Raw genomic sequence first — 20,028 nt, forward strand, 5'->3', positions numbered from 1 at the left:
GGTCAAGAAAATCGTGCGTCGCGTTGCCATTCGTGCCGGTGCGGGTGAAGCATCGGCAGGCTGCATGGTTTTGCGGCAATGTCAGCGGCGGATTTTGGTCTTGGTGCCCAGCCCGTTAAGAATCAAGCTACGAATCGTTTCTCTGCCCACCGCGAATACCTTGTCATCCAGGCTGTTCTTGCCCAGTACCGCCGCGATCTGTGCGGCGAAGTCGGCATAGGTCTGGGTCATCGCCCAGATCATGAACAGTAGATGGGCGGGGTCGACCGGCTTAATCTTGCCTGCGGTAATCCAGCCTTCAATTACCGTGCTTTTCTCTTTTACCAAGCGGCGCAAGCGGTTGCGCAGGAAAGGCTGCACATGGCGGGCACCACCGATCACCTCGATCGCCCAGAGCCGCGATGGCTCCGGCGAATGCTGCGATGCGGCCATTTTTCGGGTGATGTAGTTGCCAAGTGCTGTGGCGGGATCGGCATCGGGCTGGATTTCCTGCAATGCATCGAGCCAGACTTCCAGGATGGCATCCAGCACGCTGGCATACAGATCCTGCTTGGTCCGGAAATAATAGTGCAAATTGGCCTTGGGTACGCCGGCCTTCCTGGCGATTTCGGCCGTGCTGGCGCCGGCGAAGCCTTTCTTTGCAAAGACGGATTCGGCGGCTTTCAGGATCTTGTCGACGTTGCGCTGGCGGATCGTGCCCGCCTGGCCATTGGCATCGCCGCCGCTGCCATTCGCGGCCAGATTGCCTTTTGCTGGGCCACGGATTGCTTTACCCGCCATTCATGCTCCCATGTCGTTTCTGCCCAACAGGCAGGCAAGTGCATACAGTCGATGCAGATTCTTTATGCGGACGACATTGCTGCTGTCAAAGTCGCAATGCAGTCGCTTCCGCATCATCAACTCCAGACTTGACCATTTGGTCAAGAAAATCCTAGCCTCATAACAAAGGCAAGACAGGGAAAGCGGCGATCAGGGCGTCGCGGCATCTTTCTTGCGAGGCATTCTGTCGATGAGGGATCGGCAGGATGCCGTGATCGGCGCGGACCTACGGGGGAGCAGGTCATGGCGAGTGATACAAACTTGAAATCGGCCAGCGCGACGTTCGCTGAGCCGGATATTCGTTCCGGTCGTCTGGCGGCAACGGACTACGCCGCCGGATTCTCGGCAGCGGTGCCATCGCTGGACCAGCAGGCGGCGCTGATCGAATCCAATCGTTGTTACTATTGCTACGATGCGCCATGCATCGAGGCTTGTCCGACTGGGATCGACATTCCTGGTTTCATCCGCAAGATCGCTACCGGCAATACGGCGGGTGCGGCCTTGCGCATCTATGAGCAGAATATTTTCGGCGGCTCCTGCGCCCGGGTCTGCCCCACGGAAATCCTGTGCGAGCACTCCTGCGTGCGCATGGCGGAAGAAGGCAAGCCGATCCCGATCGGCCTGTTGCAGCGCTATGCCACCGATCACGGTACGCCGGCCAATCAGCATCCTTTTGCGCGCGCAGCTTCGACCGGCAAGCGCATTGCCGTGGTCGGCGGCGGTCCGGCCGGGCTGGCCTGCGCCCATCGCCTGGCCATGCAGGGGCATGATGTAACGGTATTCGAAGCTAGGGAGAAGCTAGGCGGCCTGAACAGTTACGGCGTGGCTGAATACAAGGTGCCGCACGGTTATGCCAGCCATGAAATCGAATTCATTCTAGGCATTGGCGGTATCACTGTGCGGACCGGGATGTCTCTGGGGCGGGATATCACCTTGAGCGGACTGCGCCGCGATTTCGAGGCGGTTTTCCTGGGGCTTGGACTGTCAGGCGTGAAGGCCCTCGATTGTGCGGGTGAGCAGCTGAGCGGCGTGATGAATGCTGTCGACTACATTGCCGAGCTGCGTCAGGCGAAAGACCTTGCCAAGCTGCCGGTTGGTCGCCGGGTGGTGGTCATCGGCGGCGGCAACACGGCCATCGACATGGCCGTGCAGATCAAGCGTCTGGGTGCCGAGGAGGTCACGCTGGTTTATCGGCGTGGTGCTGAGTCCATGAGCGCGACCGAGCACGAGCAGGCTTTCGCCAAGGAGAATGGTGTCGTGATCCGGCATTGGGCCCAGCCGTTGCGGCTGGAAGGCGAGGCGGGCCATGTGCGACGTGCGGTGTTCGAGCATACCATGCTGGACCAGGACGGTAGGCTGGTTGGCAGCGGCGAGCAATTCGCATTGGAGGCGGACATGGTCTTCAAGGCGATCGGCCAGGTCTTCGTCGCCGATCCGCTGCGCGATGATGGACGTGACCTTCTGGTGCTGAAGCAGGGGCGTATCGCGGCCGATGCCGAGGGCCGTACGTCGCTGGATAAAGTCTGGGCTGGCGGTGACTGCGTGACAGGCGGCCAGGACCTCACCGTTGCTGCTGTGCAGGCGGGCAAGCTTGCGGCAGATGCGATCCATCGCACACTGGTCCAGCGTGCGGCAGCCTGAGGGAGACGAGGATGGCCAGCCTGATCACCCATTTCGCCGGCATCAAGTCGCCCAATCCATTCTGGCTCGCTTCTGCGCCACCCACCGACAAAGCTTATAACGTTGTGCGGGCTTTCCAGGCCGGCTGGGGTGGCGTGGTGTGGAAGACACTCGGCGAGGATGGCCCTCCCATCGTCAATGTGTCATCGCGGTATGGTGCCTATTCCTATAAGGGCAACAGGGTTGCCGGGCTCAACAATATCGAGTTGATCACCGACCGCCCGCTGGAGATCAATCTGCAGGAAATCAAGCAGGTCAAACGCGACTGGCCGGATCGTGCCCTGATCGTATCGCTGATGGTCCCTTGCGAGGAAGACGCCTGGAAGGCCATTCTCCGGCGCGTCGAGGAAACCGGCGCCGATGGCGTCGAACTGAATTTCGGCTGTCCGCATGGCATGCCAGAACGTGGCATGGGGGCCGCGGTGGGACAGGTACCGGATTACGTGGAAATGGTGACGCGGTGGTGCAAGCAGCACAGCCGCATGCCGGTGATTGTCAAGCTCACACCGAATATCACCAATATCCTGGGGCCTGCGCGCGCGGCGGTGCGCGGCGGTGCCGATGCCGTCAGCCTGATCAACACCATCAATTCCATCGTCAGTGTCGATCTCGATCAGATGGCGCCGACACCGACAGTGGACGGCAAAGGCACCTCGGGCGGCTATTGCGGCCCGGCCGTGAAACCCATAGCGCTGAACATGGTGGCGCAGATCGCGCGCGACCCGGAATGCAAGAACATCCCGATTTCCGGAATTGGCGGGATCGAGACATGGCGCGATGCCGCCGAGTTCATGGCGCTGGGGGCCGGCAGCGTGCAGGTCTGCACAGCTGCCATGCATTACGGCTTCCGCATAGTCGACGACATGGCCGATGGGCTGGCACGCTGGATGGATGGCAAGGGGTATGTCGCTATCGATGATTTCCGCGGCCTGGCCACCGCCAATGTCACCGACTGGAAGAACCTCAATCTGTCCTACCAGATCGTCGCCCAGATTGATCAGGATAAGTGCATCAAATGCGGCCTGTGCCATATTGCCTGCGAGGACACCTCGCACCAGGCCATTGCGGCTGAACGGGTCGATGGCGGCCGGCGTTATGCAGTGATTGACGATGAATGCGTTGGCTGCAATCTGTGCATGCACGTATGCCCAGTTGAGGGCTGCATTACGATGAAGCGGATCGATGATGGCAGCGTCTATCAGAACTGGACGCAACACCCCAACAATCCCATGCGCGCGGCGGCCGAATAGGCCGCGCCGCCAGAATGCAGGAGCGAGCAATGGCAATTGAGCACAACATCAAGGTTAACCAGGATCGCCTGTGGGAAAGCCTGATGGAGATGGCCAAGATTGGCGGTACGCCTAAGGGCGGCTGTGCGCGTCTGGCATTGAGCGATCTGGACAAGCAGGGGCGAGACCTCTTTGTCCGCTGGTGCAAGGAAGCGGGTTGCAGCATCAGTGTCGACCGCATGGGGAATATCTTCGCGCGGCGTCCGGGCAAGAATAACGACCTGCCGCCAGTGGTGACCGGCAGCCATCTCGATACCCAACCGACCGGCGGCAAGTTCGATGGCGTCTATGGCGTGCTGGCCGGCTTAGAGGTAATTCGCACTCTGAACGATCATAAGTTCGAGACTGAGGCGCCGGTTGAGGTGTCTGTCTGGACCAATGAGGAAGGCTCGCGTTTCGCCCCGGCGATGATCGCCTCTGGCGTGTTTGCTGGTGTTTTCACCGAAGAATACGGCCATAGCCGGGCCGATCTGGACGGCAAGACCATCGGCGATGAACTCAAGCGGATCGGCTATTTCGGCGACCTGCCGGTCGGCGGCCGCAAGTTCAAGGCCTTTTTCGAGGCGCATATCGAGCAGGGCCCGATCCTGGAAGCTGAGAAAAAAACCATTGGCGTTGTGCAGGGCATTCAGGGCATGCGCTGGTTCGAGGTGACGGTCACGGGCGCCGAGAGCCATGCTGGAACAACGCCGATGCCGCGCCGCAAAGATGCAATGCTTGGCTGTGCCCGCATCGTTGATCGGGTGCATCAGATCGCACTTGACCATAAGCCGGGCGTTTCCACGGTTGGCCTGGTCAAAGTCAGTCCCAATTCGCGCAACACCATCCCGGGCTCGGTCTTTTTCACGGTTGATCTGCGACACCCCCAGGAAGAGGATCTCGCTAAGATGACCAAGGCTCTGCACGATGCCTGTGATGAAATCTGCAGCGGGTTGGGGTTGGTGTATGAATGTAAGGAAATCTGGAATTCACCGGCGATTCACTACGACAAGGATTGCGTTGCTGCCGTACGGCAGGCGGCCGAGGAATCCGGTTATGCGCACCGCGACATCGTTTCGGGTGCCGGCCACGATGCCGGGTATATCAGCCGCGTGGCGCCTACCGGGATGGTTTTTGTGCCTTGTGCCGACGGTATCAGTCACAACGAGGTCGAATCTGCACTGCCCGAAGATCTTGCTGCCGGCTGCAATGTCTTGCTGCGCGCCATGCTGAAACACGCGGCCTGAAGGTGGGTATGTGTAACGATGGTTGCGGTTTTGGAAGAGCGTGATGTGATGACGTCGGTCGAGACGACGAAAGGTAATGCCATGCCGGCGGTGGATATCTCCGGCGTCAATCTGGTGTTCCAGACGGCCGATACGCCGGTCTATGCGCTGGCGGATGTCAACCTCACCATTCCGCGCGGCGAGTTCGTTTCCTTCATCGGTCCATCGGGCTGCGGCAAGACCACGCTGCTGCGTGTCATTGCCGATTTGCAGCAGGTCACCGGCGGAGAAGTTCGGGTCAATGGCGTCAGTCCGCAGACCGCACGCCTGGATCGCGCTTATGGCTATGTATTCCAGGCGCCAGCCTTGTATCCATGGCGCAGCATCCTGCGCAATATCACCCTGCCGCTGGAAATCATCGGCCTGCCGAAGGCTGAGCGCCTGGCTCGCGCCAAGCGTGTGCTCGATCTGGTCAACCTCACCGGATTCGAAAAGAAATTTCCCTGGCAGCTTTCCGGCGGCATGCAGCAACGTGTCTCGATCGCCCGTGCTTTGTCGGTCGATCCGGAGCTCCTGCTGATGGATGAACCCTTTGGTGCGCTGGACGAGATCATTCGCGACCACCTGAATGAACAGTTGCTCGACCTGTGGCGCCGCACCGGCAAGACATTGCTGTTCGTCACCCATTCAATCCCTGAAGCCGTATTTCTCTCCACCAAGATCGTGGTGATGAGCCCGCGGCCCGGCCGGATCATCGACGTGATCGACAGCAACCTGCCGCGGGACCGCAAGCTGGATATCCGGGAAACGCCCGAATTCGTCGCCATCGCCCATCGCGTGCGCGAGGGACTGCGTGCCGGGCACAGCTATGACGACCAGCATGTCTGAGCGGCACTCCGTCCGGACCATGCTCACGCGCCTTGCCAAGGGCGCGACGCTGCCGGTTGCCACGGTGCTGCTGTTCATTCTGGCGCTCTGGTATGCCGGAGCCGTGAAACTGAACGCGCCGCTGGTGCAAGACCAGTATGAGCGGGCAGGGCGAAGCAGTTGGGCCTGGAGTGAATTGGTCAGCGACACCATGACCATGGAGCGTCCGATTCTGCCGGCGCCGCATCAAGTGCTGCTGGAACTGGATCGCAGCGTATTGCAAACCGCGATCACCTCGCGACGCAGTCTGGTTTATCACGCCTGGGTGACGCTGGAATCCGCCCTGTTCGGATTTGCGCTCGGTACGCTGCTGGGCATCGGGTTGGCGATCATGATCGTCCATGTCGCCAGTCTGCAACGGGCATTGATGCCCTGGATCATCGCGTCGCAGACCGTGCCGATTCTTGCGATCGCGCCGATGATCGTCGTGGTACTGGGATCGTTGGGGCTGGTCGGATTGCTGCCAAAGGCGATCATCTCGGCATATCTTTGCTTCTTCCCGGTCACCATAAGCATGGTGAAAGGGTTGACCTCGCCTGAACCGATCCAGCTCGACCTGATGCGCACCTATTCCGCCTCCACTACCCAGACTCTACGATACCTGCGGCTGCCGGCTTCTCTGCCCTTCCTATTCGCGGGCCTTAAGGTAGCGATTTCACTGGCCGTGGTTGGTGCCATCGTCGGCGAACTCCCGACCGGAGCGCAGGCCGGTTTGGGGGCGCGATTGCTGGCCGGCTCATATTATGGCCAGACGGTGCAAATATGGTCGGCCCTCATCATGGCATCGATTCTGGCCGGCGGATGTGTCGGTTTGATTGGCGGCATCCAGCGCGGACTTAATCGCCGCTTTGGCGGTGCCGCATGACACGGCGCGATGGTGTATTGGCGATTGCACTGCTGTGCAACATGACTGCACTATTCTTGCCTCTGGGGATTACCGGCTGGCTGGCCCAACCCGTGGCGCTGACAGCCTGGCTGTTGGCTCTGGCTGGTGGCGGTGTGATTTTCTTGCGTCCATTGGGCGCTGCTACTGCGGCGACAATCCTGGTCGTGGCCAGCTTCCTTGGCGCAATGGCATTGCATGTCGTGATGACGGCCGGTGCCGTGGGGTTTGAGGCTGGTGGCCTGTGGCTCGGACTGCTCGGCCTTGGCCTGCTGGTCTGGCGCATGTTGGATCGCGTCAGTGTCGTGGTGGCGACCCGTCCGGGTCTGCTAGGCGTCATATCGGCGCCGCTGCTGCTCGGGCTTTGGCTGTTGTATCTGTGGGAAATGATCGTGGTCGGCTTTGCTGTGCCGGCCGTGCTGTTGCCGCCGCCCAGCGCCATCGGCCATGCCATCATGGTCAATCTGCCTATCTTGGGCATTGATTTCGTACAGACCTTTATCCGTGCCGTGGTTCCGGGGTTTGTCATTGGCTCGGCAGCCGGTTTTTGGGTCGGAGTATTGGTTGATCGTGTGCCGTTTTTGCAGCGTGGCCTGCTGCCGGTCGGCAATCTGGTGAGTGCTCTGCCGATCATCGGTGTGGCGCCGATCATGGTTATGTGGTTCGGCTTTGACTGGCAATCCAAGGCGGCCGTGGTCGTTATCATGACCTTCTTCCCGATGCTGGTGAATACCATCGCCGGGCTGAATGCGCTTGGCCGCATCGAGCGCGACCTGATGACGACCTATGCAGCCAGCTACTTGCAGACCCTTGTGGCTGCCCGCCTGCCAGCTGCCCTGCCTTTCGTATTCAACGCGCTGAAAGTGAATGCCACGCTGGCGCTGATCGGCGCCATCGTCGCCGAGTTCTTTGGCACGCCAATCATGGGCATGGGCTTTCGTATCTCTACCGAGGTGGGGCGCATGAACATTCCCACCGTCTGGGCCACCATCGCTGTTGCGGCTCTGGCTGGGTCGCTCAGTTATGGCCTGATCGCCCTGATCGAGCGCTGGCTCACCTTCTGGCATCCCTCGTTCCGTAAGCCGTCGTAAGCGTAAAACCACCGTGTTTCCAACAGGAGAGGAGAATAAAATGAAACAGCGTGCAATTCTGGGGCTCGCCCTTGGCGCGGCCTTCCTGGCCGCCGCCGGTTCGGCGCAGGCCGCCGACAAGTTCACCATTCAACTGAAATGGGTGACGCAGGCACAGTTCGCCGGCTATTACGTCGCCAAGGACAGAGGCTTTTACAAAGACGTGAATCTCGACGTCACCGTCAAGCCGGGCGGACCCGATATCGCTCCGCCGCAGGTGATGGCGGCCGGCGGTGCCGACGCGATTATCGACTGGATGCCGTCGGCCCTGGCCAGTCGTGAGAAGGGTGTGCCGCTGGTGAACGTATCGCAGACCTTCCAGAAGTCGGGCATGATGCTGACCTGTTCAAAGGCCAGCGGCGTGACCTCGCCGGATAAATTCCCCGGCCAAACCCTGGGGGTCTGGTTCTACGGCAACGAATATCCGTTCCTGACCTGGATGGCCAAACTTGGCGTACCCACCGATGGCAGCCCGAAGGGTGTGAAGGTGCTGAAGCAGGGCTTCAACGTGGACCCGATCATCCAGAAGCAGGCGGCCTGCATCTCGACCATGACCTACAACGAGTACTGGCAAGTCATTGATGCTGGCTTCAAGCCTGAAGATCTCGTGGTCTTCAAATACAGCGAGCAAGGCGTTGGTACGATGGAAGACGGCATCTATGCCAATGGCTCCAAGCTGGGAGATGCGGCCTACGCCGACCGCCTGGCTCGCTTCGTAGCCGCCTCGAACCGGGGCTGGGACTGGGCGGTAAAGAACACGGATGCTGCGGCCAAGATCGTGCTGGACAATGACACCACGGGCGCGCAGACCGAAAAACATCAGAAGCGCATGATGGGTGAAATCGCCAAGCTGGTCGAAGGCTCGAAGGTGGGCACCGGCTATCTGGATCCGGCCGATTTCGACCGCACCGTCAACATCCTGCTGTCGGTGAAGTCCGATCCGGTCATCACCAAGAAGCCGGAAGGTGCCTGGACACATGCGATCTACGAGGCGTCGAAGAAATACGCCAAGTAAACTGCAACTTTGAAACGCGGCGAGGCGAAATTCTGCCTCGCCGCTTTTTTCATGCTTGATACTTGCCAATGCCCGGACATTTGACTGAGATGGGAGGCAACTCCACCAGAGAGCCTGCATGGGCGAAAGTCGCCTTATTTCCCCCCGCCGTCTGACAACCGAGGCTTTTGCTCCGTTTGGTCATGTATTGACCACGCCATTGCAATCCGGGCGCTGGTATCACGGTGACTTGATCGAGAATCGCCGGCCTGAGGCACAGCTGGATCTTTCTTTCACGAGCGTCGAGCCTGCCGCTCTGCCATTTCCCCTTCGCCTGTTCGAGCGGCATGCCTATTCCGCGCAGGCTTTCGTGCCGCTGAACGTTTCCCGCTATCTGGTCACTGTTTGTCCCGATGCCGGTACGGATCGGCCCGATCCGTTGCGCGCCGTCAGTTTCATTGCCGAGAGCGACCAGACGGTCGTGTATGCCCCGGGCACCTGGCACCACCCGATGGTCGCACTGGACCGGCCGGGCCGGTTCGCCATCGTCATGTGGACCGCGGGAGATGCAGGTGACGAGGAACTGGTGCCGCTGGATGCTCCAGATGCGTTGGTTGTTACCGATCACGATCTGCCCAGCGATTGAGCAGCGTTGCAACAGGTATGCTGCGATACCAGGATTTTTCTGGCAAGAATCTTGCTTGGGCTGGAAGTCCTTCTGTTGAGAGCTTCATGTCGATTCAACTGACCCTGAACCGTTTTGCCAGTCACGCCGCTGACTATTCCGACGATCTGCGGGTGATCCAGTCGCTTGCGGCGCAACGACAGGCGGCAGCCGAAATCAAGACTTGGCCGGGTTTCGCCGTCACGCCGTTGCGGGGCTTGCCTGCGCTGGCTGCCGCTCACGGTCTGGCGGGCATCCAGTATAAGGATGAGGGTGGCCGCTTTGGCCTAGGCAGCTTCAAGGCATTGGGTGGAGCCTATGCCGTTTTTCGGCTGCTGCAGAAGCAGATCGCCATGAAAACCGGCCAAACCCCGGAGCAGGTCACCAGCAGTGATGTCCTGTCCGGGCGTTATGCTGATCTGGTGTGCGGTATCACGGTCACCTGCGCTACCGATGGCAATCACGGTCGCTCGGTAGCGTGGGGCGCGTCGCTGTTTGGCTGTGGCTGCGTCATCTACATCCACACCCTGGTTTCCGAAGGTCGCCGGGCCGCCATCGCCGCTTATGGTGCCGAGGTGGTGCGGGCGTCGGGCAATTACGACGATTCCGTGCGACGGGCTCAGGCTGATGCCGAACGGCTCGGTCGTTTCGTGGTCTCTGATACATCCTATTCCGGATATCGCGATGTGCCGCGCGATGTGATGCAGGGATATTCGATCATGGTGGCCGAGGCGCTGGCCCAGATGCCGCAGCCGCCGACTCATGTCTTCGTGCAAGGCGGAGTTGGCGGCCTGGCTGCGTCGGTGCTTGCCTATCTATGGGAAAGTTTTGGCGAGGATCGCCCGACCTTCGTGGTGGTGGAGCCTGATCGGGCCGATTGCCTGCGGCGCAGCGCCGAAGCGGGGTACCGCGTTGCAGTCGAGGGCGATCTTGATACCATGATGGCAGGCTTGGCCTGCGGCGAGGTTTCAGAAATCGCCTGGCCGATCTTACAGAGCGGCGCGGATGCTTTCATGGCGATCGACGATGATCTGGCCGTGGCAACGATGCGACAACTCGCACTCCCAAGGCCTGGCGATCCGCCGATAGTGGCGGGCGAATCCGCCGTGGCCGGCCTGGCCGGCGCATTGGCGGCGCTGGCCGATCCGGCAATGGCGCAACGGCTTGGGCTTGGGCGGCAGTCCCGGTTGCTGGTTTTTGGCACCGAAGGGGCCACCGACCCCGAACTCTATGAGCGTATTGTCGGCCGCCCGCCATCGGCCGTGGCGCCAGCCGGCTGAGGAGCATGCGATGGCCCGCCTTGTCACAATCGCCGCTGCTCAGCTCGGCCCTATTGCCCGCAACGATAGCCGTTCTCATGTTGTAGAGCGATTGATCGCGCATTTGCGCGAGGCCCGGCGCATGGGCTGCGATCTGGTGGTGTTTCCAGAACTCGCGCTCACCACTTTCTTTCCACGCTGGTACATGACCAACCAGATCGAGATCGACAGTTTTTTCGAGCGCAGTATGCCGGGCCCGGAGACGCAGCCGTTATTCAATGAAGCAAAACGGCTCAGTCTGGGCTTTTATATCGGTTACGCCGAACTGACACCCGAGGGTCAGCATTTCAACACATCCATCCTGGTTGGCAAAGACGGGCAGTTGATCGGCAAATATCGCAAGGTGCATCTGCCCGGTCATCGAGAACACGATCCCGCGCGCCGTTTCCAGCATCTGGAAAAGCGGTATTTCGATCTCAGCGATACCGGCTTCAAGGTGTGGCGGGGGTTTGGCGGCGTCCTTGGCATGGCAATTTGTAATGACCGCCGTTGGCCAGAAACCTATCGCGTCATGGGCCTGCAGGGCGCCGAGATGATTCTGCTCGGGTACAATACGCCAGTGCATAACCCGCCCGCGCCGGATCATGACGACCTGTCGCTGTTCCATAACCAGCTTGTGATGCAGGCAGGCGCCTACCAGAATGGCTGCTGGGTGATTGGCGTGGCCAAGGCCGGCAACGAAGAGGGCGTACCGATGATCGGCGGCAGCCAGATCATAGCGCCATCGGGCGTCACTGTGGCGGCGACACGCGGAGATGGCGACGAAATGGCCGTGGCCTGTTGTGATCTTGATGCCTGCGCTAGCTACAAAAGCACCACTTTCAACTTTGCAGTGCACCGTATGCCGCAGCATTATGGCCTGATCGTCGAGCGCAAGGGAGCCGAGCCACCGCCATGAAGACAGACAAGACTGCCCTGCCGCCCCCGCTGGTCGCGGCCATGTTTGCCGAAGCTGACGTTGCGCTGCGGTCAGGTCGGCCGGAAACCATCAGTGCCACGCTCGGGCCAGGCGTGGCGGTATTCCGCCAGATTGCGCGCAAATTGGCATTCGAGCGTGAGCCGGGCCTGTTTTCTGTCGCAACAGGCAAGAAGGAGGCGGGGCGATGAGCAAGACCGTGAATCCTGCCACACTGGGCTTGATCGAAGCTGCACGGGCCGTGGCACAAGGCCGGATATCGGCCCAGGCGCTTACCGAGGCCTGTCTGGCACGCATCGCCGACTGGCAACCGCGCGTGAACGCTTTCATCAAGCTGGAAGCGGACGCAGCGCTGAAAGCAGCCAAGGCCGTGGACCGTGCGCGTAAGCGCGGTGCGAAACTGGGTAAGCTGGCCGGCGTTCCGCTGGCGCACAAGGATATGTATTACCGCGCCGGCCGCGAGACGAGTTGCGGCTCGGCGATCCGCCGGCACTGGAAGGCGGAAGATACGGCGACCGCCCTTCAGCGGCTGGATGCGGTTGGCGCGCTCGATCTGGGCCGGCTTAATATGGCCGAATTCGCTTTCGGCCCGACCGGCCACAATTACCACTACGGTCATGCCCGCAATCCCTGGAATACCGACCGTATCACGGGTGGCTCCTCCAGTGGGTCGGCGGCGGCGGTTGCGGCACGCATGGTGTTCGGCGCGTTGGGTTCCGATACTGGCGGCTCGATCCGCCAGCCGTCGCATTACTGCGGCCTGGTGGGCATGAAGCCGACCTGGGGTCGCGTCAGTCGCGCCGCGGCCATGCCCTTAAGTTACTCGCTCGACACGGTGGGGCCGATGACCACGCGGGTTGACGATAATGCATTGTTGCTCGAGTTACTGGCCGGCGCCGATCCGCGCGACCCCACCGCCAGCGACCGTCCGGTTGGCCGTTATGTCGCCGCCGTGCGTTCGGGTGCGGTGCGTGGCCTGAAGCTGGCAGTGCCCCGCCGTTATTTCTGGGACAAGCTGAATAAGCCCAGCGCCGAATGCCTGGAGCAGGCACTGAAGGTCTTTGCCAAGCTCGGTGTGAAGATCGTCGAGATGGCGCCACCCGACATGGCGCCGATCACGGCGGCGGCCAATATTCTTGTTTCGGCCGAAGCCACAGCTTTGCATGGCAACTGGCTGCGCACACGGCCGAATCTATACAGCGACCAGGTGCGCGCCCGGTTGGAGAACGGTCTGGCACTCAGCGCGGTGGATTACATCGATGCGCAACGCTGGCGCAGCGAAGCCGTGGCCGCTTTCCTGGCAGCAATGAACGGAGCCGATGCGATTTTCGCCCCCGTGGCTGACCGCCCCGCGCCAACCATTGCCGAAACCGACGTGGCCGGAAAACCAGAGGCAGGCAAGGTTATCGCCACGCTCACGCGCCTGACTCGGCCGATCAATTATCTCGGCCTGCCTGGTCTGACGGTGCCAGCCGGCTTTGTACGGGGTGGCCTGCCGGTTGGGTTCCAATTGATCGGTCAGCCCTTTGACGAGGAAATGCTATATCGCCTGGCCGGCGCCTACGAGGCGATGACCCGCCACTACGAACGCGTACCAGCCTAACTTTCGCGCGCCAGGAGTTTCGTCAGGGCAGGCGATAGGCCGTGGGTGGTCATTGCCACCGGCTGTGCCGATGTGTTGTGTCGTTCTTGATATGCTGTCTCGGCGAACTGGATTGCCGGCGTCAGGCCGTCAATGACCGGTACGGGGAGGCGGCCGGCAACGCGTTCGACCATACCGACCATGCCGGCGCCACCGAGGATCACCAGTTCAGCGCCATCCTCCTCGATCGCGGCCTTGCAGGCGATGAGGATGCCGGACTCTGCGGCGGCGGGGTCCGCTGCAATCTGGCCGCCATTGCTGGCAAGCGTGCGCACGCTGGCAAGCTGCTGCCCAAGGCCGATGAGGTTGACATATTCAGTCAGCATCGGCCCCCAGGCTGCACCGCCGGTAATGATGGAGAAGCGCCGCGCCATCTGCGCCGCGCGGCGGCAACCCGCCTCGGCCATCCCGAATACCGGAACACCCGCTACTTCCTGCAGGGCTTGCAAACCCGGATCGCCGAAGCATGCCAGCACGATGGCGTCTGCTGTGCCGCCATATTCAGCATAGGCATCCAGGGCGGCATGGCCGGCAATGGCATAGGCGCTGCGGCTGGCGATCACGTCAGCGCCGAATCGACCGGTAACGCCGGTGATCTGCGTATCCGGCCGGGCGACCTGCCGTGCGGCGGCAACGACCCGCTGGGTCATCTCGGTGCTGGTGTTGGCATTGAGCAGCAGCAGGCGCATAGGCATCCGTACCCTTTATACCTTACTGATCGATTCTGTTGCAGGACGCAATCGGGCTCATCGCCAGATACGGGATTGTGTGCATCTCAAGCGCTATTTGCATAAAACGCGGGCAATCCTGCCTTTCAACAGGCAAATAGCCGGGATGTTTTGTTTGCCCACATGGAATCCATCCACTTAGCGGCTGGCACAGACCTTGCGTTGTCTGAGGCAACGTCAAAAACAGGGTGAAGACATGGCTTTCGAGACGACCTCCCCCAAATTGCTTTCGCTGCTGACCGCCGCTGCCTTGAGCCTGAGCGCTGGCGCCGCGTTGGCCCAGGGCACTTTGCGCATCGGCATGACGGCTTCCGACATCCCGTTGACCACCGGCCAGACCGACAATGGCGGCGAGGGCATGCGCTTCATGGGCTACACGATCTATGATTCGCTGATCAACTGGGACCTCAGCAAAGCCGACAGGCCGTCTGATCTGACCCCCGGTCTGGCAAAAAATTGGAGCGTCGATTCCTCCGACAAGACCAAGTGGATATTCAATCTGCGTGAAGGGGTGAAGTTTCACGATGGCAGTGAATGGACGGCTGAAGTCGCGGTTTGGAATTTTGAGAAGCTCCTGAACAAGGACGCGCCGCAATTCGATCCACGCCAGTCGGCTCAGGGCCGTTCGCGCATTCCAGCCGTTGCCAGCTACAAGGCGGTGGACAAATACACACTGGAGATTATCACCAAATCTCCAGATGCCACGCTACCCTACCAGCTGGCCTGGATTATGTTTTCCTCCAAGGCACAGTGGGAAAAGCTGAAGAGTTGGGATGAATTCGCCAAGACACCGTCTGGCACCGGCCCGTGGAAGCTAGCTGCCTTCGTGCCGCGCGAGCGGGCTGAGCTGGTGCCGAACCCTGACTATTGGGACAAGGCACGCGTGCCGAAACTGGACAAGATGGTACTGCTGCCCCTGCCAGAGCCGAATGCACGTGTTGCCGCACTGCGCTCGGGGCAGGTCGACTGGATCGAGGCTCCGGCGCCCGACACAATTGCTTCCCTCAAGAACAGTGGTTTCACCATTGTCACCAATGCCTACCCGCATAACTGGACCTGGCATCTTTCACGTGCCGAAGGTTCTCCGTGGAATGATATCCGCGTACGCAAGGCCGCTAATCTGGCGGTCGATCGCGAAGGCATGAAGGAACTGCTGAGCGGGATGATGATTCCGGCAACCGGCTTTTTCCCGCCAGGCCATCAATGGTTCGGCAATCCCGGCTTCAAGGTGAAATACGATCCGGCCGAAGCGAAAAAGCTGATGAAGGAAGCCGGCTACGGCCCCGACAAACCCCTGAAAACCAAGGTGCTGATCTCGCCCTCGGGTTCGGGCCAGATGCTGCCGCTGCCGATGAACGAGTTCGTCCAGCAGAATCTGGCCGAGATCGGCCTGCAGGTCGATTTCGAAGTTGTCGAGTGGAATACCCTGATCAACATCTGGCGTGCCGGCTCGAAGCATGAAAGCTCGCGTGGCGGTACCGCGATGAATTACAGCTATTTCATCCAGGATCCCTTCACCGGGGTGATCCGTCACCTGCAGTGCAATCTGGCGCCGCCGGCGGGCACCAACTGGGGCCATTACTGCGACCCTGAGATGGATAAGCTGTTCGACGAGGTGCGCACCACCTTCGATGCATCAGCGCAGACCAAGGTGATGCAGAAGATCCACGAGAAGTATGTAGACGATGCTCTGTTCCTGATGATCACGCATGACGTCAATCCGCGAGCCATGACTGCCAAGGTGAAGGGGTTTGTCCAGGCACAGAACTGGTTCCAGGATTTCTCGCCGATCACGATGACCAAGTAAGCGTATATCCGGCTGGCCCCGGTTTTCGGGGCCGGCCATTCCTCCGGTCAGGCCAGTCATGCTGATTTACGCCCTCAAGCGCCTGCTCTATGTGCTGCCCGTCGCCTTCGGCGTCAGCATCGTATGCTTCCTGCTGGTGCATCTTACGCCAGGCGATCCACTTACGGCGGTGCTGCCGGTGGACGCTTCGGCCGAGTTGCAGGCCCAGATGCGGGCGATCTATGGCTTCGACAAGCCGTTGCCTGTCCAGTATGTGATCTGGCTGGGCAAGATCGTGACCGGTGACCTTGGCACTTCGATCGCCAGTGGTCGCGCCGTGCTGACCGAAGTCTCCCGTGCGGTAGGCAATACCCTGATGCTGGCCGCACTGGCCACGATGATCGGTTTTTTCTTCGGCTGTCTTTTTGGTTTCGTCGCCGGCTATTACCGCGGTTCGGCCATGGACCGCATTGCCTCCGCACTCTCGGTTCTGGGCGTCAGCGTGCCGCATTACTGGCTCGGAATGGTGCTGGTCATCATATTCTCCGTGCAACTCAACTGGCTGCCATCCACGGGTGCCGGTCCTGGCGGTTCGGCCGAATGGACTTGGGACTGGGTTCATATTCGCCACCTGATCCTGCCTGCCATCACCATGTCGGTGATTCCGATGGGGGTAATTGCCCGCACGATCCGCGCTCTGGTGGCCGAGATACTTTCGCAGGATTTTGTGCAGGCACTGGCAGCCAAGGGACTGACTACGCGCGGCATTTTTACCCATGTGGTGAAGAACACCGCGCCTACTGCCCTGGCTGTGATGGGTCTGCAACTCGGCTATCTGCTTGGCGGTTCGATACTGATCGAGACCGTTTTCGCCTGGCCGGGAACCGGCTTCCTGCTCAACCTGGCGATCTTCCAGCGCGACTTGCCCCTGCTGCAGGGCACAATCCTGGTGCTGGCGATGTTCTTCGTGTTGCTCAACCTGTTGGTCGATGTGTTGCAGACAACACTCGATCCGCGTATCCAGCGGAACTGACATGGCGCTGGGTGCAATGGAGAGCAGGGCGACTATCCCCGCGCCGATCCGGGTTTCGGAGGGGTACTGGCGCAGTGTGGTGCGTCGACTGAGCCGCGATCCAGTCGCCATGGTGGCGCTGGCGATCATTATTGCGCTTCTGCTGATGGCTGTTTTTGCGCCTTATCTGGCGCCGGCCGATCCGATCAAGGGGTCCATGCTGCGCCGGCTGCGCCCGATCGGCACCCCAGGCTTTCCGCTCGGGGCTGACGAACTGGGGCGGGATATGCTCTCACGGCTGATCTATGGCGCAAGGCTGTCGCTATTCATGGGCGTCACGCCGGTATTGATGGCGTTTGCCTTCGGCTCGGCGCTCGGGGTTTTTGCCGGCTATGTTGGCGGCGCGGTCAATACCGCCATCATGCGCACCATCGATGTTTTCTACGCTTTCCCTTCGGTATTGCTGGCCGTGGCCTTGTCTGGTGCATTGGGAGCCGGGCTGACCAATGCGCTGGTTTCGCTTACCATTGTGTTTATTCCGCCGATTACCCGTGTGGCCGAGAGTGTCACCACCCAGGTACGGAATCGCGATTACGTCGAAGCGGCGCGAGCGAGTGGCGCCGGCGGCTTCACCATCGTACGGGTACATGTTTTGGGCAACGTGCTCAGTCCGATCTTCGTCTACGCTACCAGTCTGATTTCAGTGTCGATGATCCTGGCCTCTGGTCTCAGTTTCCTTGGCTTGGGCGTGCGGCCGCCCGAGCCGGAATGGGGCCTGATGCTCAATACCCTGCGCACGGCGATCTACGTCAACCCCCTCGTCGCGGCCCTGCCTGGTGTGATGATTTTCATCACCTCGATTTCCTTCAACCTGTTCTCCGATGGCCTGCGGACGGCCATGGACGTGCGGACTTGAGGAGGGCGGGATGACCGAGGCATCGCATGATGCGTTTCACGACCCGCGTGACCGCGGAGGCCCGCGCCAACCACTTTTGTCGGTGAGTGGCCTGATCAAGCATTTTCCGGTCAACAAGGGCCTGTTGGGCCGGGGTAAAACCGTAGTCCGCGCAGTGGACGGAGTGAATTTCGATCTATTGAAAGGTGAGACGCTTGGTATCGTCGGCGAATCCGGTTGCGGCAAGTCCACCACGGCACGGCTTCTGATGCACCTGATCCCGCCAGATCACGGCGAGATCGTTTTTGACGGCGAAAGCGTTGGTCGCGACTTGCCGCTGCCGGATTATCGCCGGCAGACGCAGATGGTGTTCCAAGATAGCTATGCCTCGCTTAATCCGCGCCTAACCATTGAAGAATCGATTGCTTTTGCGCCACGCGTGCATGGCGTGCCGCGTCGAGAAGCGCTTGGCAGGGCTCACGATCTTTTGGCCCGGGTCGGGTTGGAGCCGCATCGTTTCGCCGGCCGCTATCCGCATGAACTATCGGGTGGCCAGCGCCAGCGTATCAATATCGCCCGGGCGCTGGCGCTGGAGCCCCGGCTGGTAATCCTGGATGAGGCGGTATCCGCGCTCGACAAGTCGGTCGAGGCTCAGGTGCTGAATCTGCTGCTCGATCTGAAAGACGCTTTCGGCCTCACTTATATCTTCATCTCGCATGACCTCAATGTGGTTCGGTTCATGGCCGACCGCGTAATGGTGATGTATCTGGGCAAAGTGGCCGAGATCGGTTCGGCACAACAGGTGTTCGAGCAGCCGAGCCACCCCTATACCGCCGCCTTGTTGAACTCCATGCCGGCGATGGATCCTGATGCACGTACTGAAACGGCACCTTTGTATGGCGATCCGCCCAATCCGATCAATCCGCCGCCGGGCTGCCGTTTCCATACCCGTTGCGCCTTAACCGCGCCGATTTGCAGCGAGATCGAACCGACCTTGGCCGATGTCGATACCGGACAAAAGGTTGCCTGCCTGATGCGTCAGGCGGGTTCCGGTCATCCATCCGCAGTACCCGCATTGGAGATGGTCTGATGCAGGAGGCGGCGTCGATGATCGACATTCGTGACCTGACCGTCACCTTCACCGGCGGGCGAAGGCCCGTGCATGCCGTGAATGGTGTTTCGCTGTCGGTGCAGCGCGGCGAGGTTCTGGCGCTATTGGGCGAATCCGGTTCGGGCAAAAGCGTAACGCTGCGTTCGCTGCTGCGTCTGCACCCGGAAAAGCGCACCAAAATCGATGGCCGAATCGTGGCAGTCGGGCAGGATGTGATGGCGCTGTCAGGGCGAGCGCTGGCTGACTTTCGCGGCAAGGCAGTATCGATGATCTTCCAGGAGCCACTGCTGGCGCTCGATCCGGTCTATACCGTGGGCGAGCAGATTGTCGAAACGATCCGTCGTCATGAGAAAGTGACCACCGCCGCGGCGCAAGCTCGCGCCTTGGCCTTGTTGCAGAAAGTGCGCATCCCGTCGCCTGAACGCCGGCTGCAGGCTTTTCCGCATGAAATGTCAGGCGGCATGCGCCAGCGCGCCATGATTGCTCTTGCCCTGGCCTGCAATCCAACCATCCTGCTGGCCGATGAGCCGACCACGGCGCTGGATGCCACGGTGCAGATTCAGATACTGCTGCTGCTGCGTGAATTGCAGCGCGAGTTGGGACTTACCGTGATTCTGGTCACGCATGATATTGGCGTGGCTGTCGAGGTGGCCGACCGCGTGGCCGTGATGTATGCCGGTCGAATCGTTGAGGCCGGACCGGTACGCGATATTATCCGCAACCCGCGCCATCCCTATACCCAGGGATTGCTGGCCTCGCGCGCCCATGGCGCCATGAACAATGCGCGCCTGGACGCCATTCCAGGTGCGCCACCCGACCTCTCCGATCTGCCGCCGGGCTGTGCCTTTGCCCCGCGTTGCCGTCACACGGTGCCGGCCTGCAATGCAGCGCAGCCCGATATGCAGCAGATTTCCGCGAGTCACTGGATGCGGTGCCTGCTGGCAGAGAGCATGGACGCGTAAAGACAGACAGCATTTCCGCCGGGAAACCCGAATCCATTCGCCGAGTTGATAAAATAGGCCGGCGGG

Annotated in this window: 19 protein-coding genes; 17 read left to right on the forward strand and 2 right to left on the reverse strand. The window is 60.7% G+C overall.

Annotated elements, in window-relative coordinates; translation table 11 throughout:
- Positions 1-81 precede the first annotated feature (81 nt).
- The gene (locus ACE3OO_RS15240; protein WP_374304287.1) at positions 82-780 is read right to left on the reverse strand and encodes a TetR/AcrR family transcriptional regulator; all 699 of its coding nucleotides are present in this window, start codon (positions 778-780) and stop codon (positions 82-84) included.
- Positions 781-1,062: 282 nt separating this feature from the next.
- Between ACE3OO_RS15240 and ACE3OO_RS15245 the strand changes: the two genes are divergently transcribed.
- The 12 genes from ACE3OO_RS15245 (at position 1,063) to ACE3OO_RS15300 (ending at position 13,429) form a co-directional block, all read left to right on the forward strand.
- The gene (locus ACE3OO_RS15245; RefSeq protein ID WP_374304288.1) at positions 1,063-2,460 is read left to right on the forward strand and encodes an NAD(P)-dependent oxidoreductase; all 1,398 of its coding nucleotides are present in this window, start codon (positions 1,063-1,065) and stop codon (positions 2,458-2,460) included.
- A gap of 11 nt (positions 2,461-2,471) precedes the next feature.
- Entirely contained in the window at positions 2,472-3,749 is a 1,278-nt protein-coding gene (gene preA, locus ACE3OO_RS15250; protein ID WP_374304289.1) for an NAD-dependent dihydropyrimidine dehydrogenase subunit PreA, read from the forward strand.
- Positions 3,750-3,778: 29 nt separating this feature from the next.
- On the forward strand, positions 3,779-5,014 hold the full coding sequence (locus ACE3OO_RS15255; RefSeq protein ID WP_374304290.1) for a Zn-dependent hydrolase: 1,236 nt from the start codon (positions 3,779-3,781) through the stop codon (positions 5,012-5,014).
- Between the two features lie 81 nt (positions 5,015-5,095).
- Positions 5,096-5,881, forward strand: a complete 786-nt coding sequence (locus ACE3OO_RS15260; RefSeq protein ID WP_374304701.1) for an ABC transporter ATP-binding protein — start codon at positions 5,096-5,098, stop codon at positions 5,879-5,881.
- Between the two features lie 19 nt (positions 5,882-5,900).
- Positions 5,901-6,785 carry an ABC transporter permease gene (locus ACE3OO_RS15265; RefSeq protein ID WP_374304291.1) on the forward strand — a complete coding sequence of 295 codons (885 nt, stop codon included), beginning with the start codon at positions 5,901-5,903 and terminating at the stop codon, positions 6,783-6,785.
- 41 nt (positions 6,786-6,826) lie between these two features.
- Positions 6,827-7,894, forward strand: coding sequence for an ABC transporter permease (locus ACE3OO_RS15270; protein WP_374304292.1), 1,068 nt, complete (start codon positions 6,827-6,829; stop codon positions 7,892-7,894).
- A gap of 40 nt (positions 7,895-7,934) precedes the next feature.
- Positions 7,935-8,948 carry an ABC transporter substrate-binding protein gene (locus tag ACE3OO_RS15275; RefSeq protein ID WP_374304293.1) on the forward strand — a complete coding sequence of 338 codons (1,014 nt, stop codon included), beginning with the start codon at positions 7,935-7,937 and terminating at the stop codon, positions 8,946-8,948.
- Positions 8,949-9,066: 118 nt separating this feature from the next.
- Positions 9,067-9,573, forward strand: a complete 507-nt coding sequence (locus ACE3OO_RS15280) for an ureidoglycolate lyase (protein WP_374304294.1) — start codon at positions 9,067-9,069, stop codon at positions 9,571-9,573.
- A gap of 86 nt (positions 9,574-9,659) precedes the next feature.
- A complete protein-coding gene (locus tag ACE3OO_RS15285; RefSeq protein ID WP_374304295.1) occupies positions 9,660-10,871 on the forward strand; it encodes a diaminopropionate ammonia-lyase in 1,212 nt (403 codons plus the stop codon).
- Positions 10,831-11,808 (forward strand): N-carbamoyl-D-amino-acid hydrolase, encoded by a 978-nt coding sequence (locus ACE3OO_RS15290; RefSeq protein WP_374304296.1) that lies wholly within the window; start codon positions 10,831-10,833, stop codon positions 11,806-11,808. The genes ACE3OO_RS15285 and ACE3OO_RS15290 overlap by 41 nt, the downstream gene beginning before the upstream one ends.
- On the forward strand, positions 11,805-12,017 hold the full coding sequence (locus ACE3OO_RS15295) for a hypothetical protein (RefSeq protein ID WP_374304297.1): 213 nt from the start codon (positions 11,805-11,807) through the stop codon (positions 12,015-12,017). Before ACE3OO_RS15290 ends, ACE3OO_RS15295 begins: the two co-directional genes overlap by 4 nt.
- Positions 12,014-13,429 (forward strand): amidase, encoded by a 1,416-nt coding sequence (locus ACE3OO_RS15300; protein WP_374304298.1) that lies wholly within the window; start codon positions 12,014-12,016, stop codon positions 13,427-13,429. Before ACE3OO_RS15295 ends, ACE3OO_RS15300 begins: the two co-directional genes overlap by 4 nt.
- On the opposite strand, the gene ACE3OO_RS15305 is transcribed toward ACE3OO_RS15300, so the two are convergent.
- A complete protein-coding gene (locus ACE3OO_RS15305) occupies positions 13,426-14,163 on the reverse strand; it encodes an aspartate/glutamate racemase family protein (protein WP_374304299.1) in 738 nt (245 codons plus the stop codon). The two genes, ACE3OO_RS15300 and ACE3OO_RS15305, sit on opposite strands and share 4 nt — an antisense overlap.
- A 229-nt stretch (positions 14,164-14,392) precedes the next feature.
- Here ACE3OO_RS15305 and ACE3OO_RS15310 point away from each other — a divergent pair, with 229 nt between their 5' ends.
- Genes ACE3OO_RS15310 through ACE3OO_RS15330 form a run of 5 tightly spaced genes read left to right on the forward strand, consistent with a single transcriptional unit; the run spans position 14,393 to position 19,962 of the window.
- Positions 14,393-16,003: an ABC transporter substrate-binding protein gene (locus ACE3OO_RS15310; protein ID WP_374304300.1), complete on the forward strand. Its 1,611-nt coding sequence runs from the start codon at positions 14,393-14,395 to the stop codon at positions 16,001-16,003.
- Between the two features lie 58 nt (positions 16,004-16,061).
- Positions 16,062-17,015 (forward strand): ABC transporter permease, encoded by a 954-nt coding sequence (locus ACE3OO_RS15315; RefSeq protein WP_374304301.1) that lies wholly within the window; start codon positions 16,062-16,064, stop codon positions 17,013-17,015.
- Position 17,016: 1 nt separating this feature from the next.
- Positions 17,017-17,910 carry an ABC transporter permease gene (locus ACE3OO_RS15320; protein ID WP_374304302.1) on the forward strand — a complete coding sequence of 298 codons (894 nt, stop codon included), beginning with the start codon at positions 17,017-17,019 and terminating at the stop codon, positions 17,908-17,910.
- A 10-nt stretch (positions 17,911-17,920) separates the two neighbouring features.
- Entirely contained in the window at positions 17,921-18,979 is a 1,059-nt protein-coding gene (locus ACE3OO_RS15325) for an ABC transporter ATP-binding protein (protein WP_374304303.1), read from the forward strand.
- Between the two features lie 17 nt (positions 18,980-18,996).
- Positions 18,997-19,962, forward strand: coding sequence for an ABC transporter ATP-binding protein (locus ACE3OO_RS15330; RefSeq protein ID WP_374304304.1), 966 nt, complete (start codon positions 18,997-18,999; stop codon positions 19,960-19,962).
- Positions 19,963-20,028: the final 66 nt, after the last annotated feature.

The organism is Ferrovibrio sp. (assembly GCF_041906005.1).
Lineage (GTDB): Bacteria > Pseudomonadota > Alphaproteobacteria > Ferrovibrionales > Ferrovibrionaceae > Ferrovibrio.

Bases quoted from the DNA above. Each gene is read 5' to 3' on its own strand.
- ACE3OO_RS15260 (WP_374304701.1), top strand. From the start codon at position 5,096: ATGCCGGCGGTGGATATCTCCGGCGTCAATCTGGTGTTCCAGACGGCC.
- ACE3OO_RS15330 (WP_374304304.1), top strand. From the start codon at position 18,997: ATGATCGACATTCGTGACCTGACCGTCACCTTCACCGGCGGGCGAAGG.
- ACE3OO_RS15255 (WP_374304290.1), top strand. From the start codon at position 3,779: ATGGCAATTGAGCACAACATCAAGGTTAACCAGGATCGCCTGTGGGAA.
- ACE3OO_RS15280 (WP_374304294.1), top strand. From the start codon at position 9,067: ATGGGCGAAAGTCGCCTTATTTCCCCCCGCCGTCTGACAACCGAGGCT.
- ACE3OO_RS15325 (WP_374304303.1), top strand. From the start codon at position 17,921: ATGACCGAGGCATCGCATGATGCGTTTCACGACCCGCGTGACCGCGGA.
- ACE3OO_RS15240 (WP_374304287.1), bottom strand. From the start codon at position 780: ATGGCGGGTAAAGCAATCCGTGGCCCAGCAAAAGGCAATCTGGCCGCG.
- ACE3OO_RS15320 (WP_374304302.1), top strand. From the start codon at position 17,017: ATGGCGCTGGGTGCAATGGAGAGCAGGGCGACTATCCCCGCGCCGATC.
- ACE3OO_RS15270 (WP_374304292.1), top strand. From the start codon at position 6,827: ATGACTGCACTATTCTTGCCTCTGGGGATTACCGGCTGGCTGGCCCAA.
- ACE3OO_RS15305 (WP_374304299.1), bottom strand. From the start codon at position 14,163: ATGCCTATGCGCCTGCTGCTGCTCAATGCCAACACCAGCACCGAGATG.
- ACE3OO_RS15315 (WP_374304301.1), top strand. From the start codon at position 16,062: ATGCTGATTTACGCCCTCAAGCGCCTGCTCTATGTGCTGCCCGTCGCC.
- ACE3OO_RS15295 (WP_374304297.1), top strand. From the start codon at position 11,805: ATGAAGACAGACAAGACTGCCCTGCCGCCCCCGCTGGTCGCGGCCATG.
- preA (WP_374304289.1), top strand. From the start codon at position 2,472: ATGGCCAGCCTGATCACCCATTTCGCCGGCATCAAGTCGCCCAATCCA.
- ACE3OO_RS15265 (WP_374304291.1), top strand. From the start codon at position 5,901: ATGCTCACGCGCCTTGCCAAGGGCGCGACGCTGCCGGTTGCCACGGTG.
- ACE3OO_RS15300 (WP_374304298.1), top strand. From the start codon at position 12,014: ATGAGCAAGACCGTGAATCCTGCCACACTGGGCTTGATCGAAGCTGCA.
- ACE3OO_RS15285 (WP_374304295.1), top strand. From the start codon at position 9,660: ATGTCGATTCAACTGACCCTGAACCGTTTTGCCAGTCACGCCGCTGAC.
- ACE3OO_RS15245 (WP_374304288.1), top strand. From the start codon at position 1,063: ATGGCGAGTGATACAAACTTGAAATCGGCCAGCGCGACGTTCGCTGAG.
- ACE3OO_RS15310 (WP_374304300.1), top strand. From the start codon at position 14,393: ATGGCTTTCGAGACGACCTCCCCCAAATTGCTTTCGCTGCTGACCGCC.
- ACE3OO_RS15275 (WP_374304293.1), top strand. From the start codon at position 7,935: ATGAAACAGCGTGCAATTCTGGGGCTCGCCCTTGGCGCGGCCTTCCTG.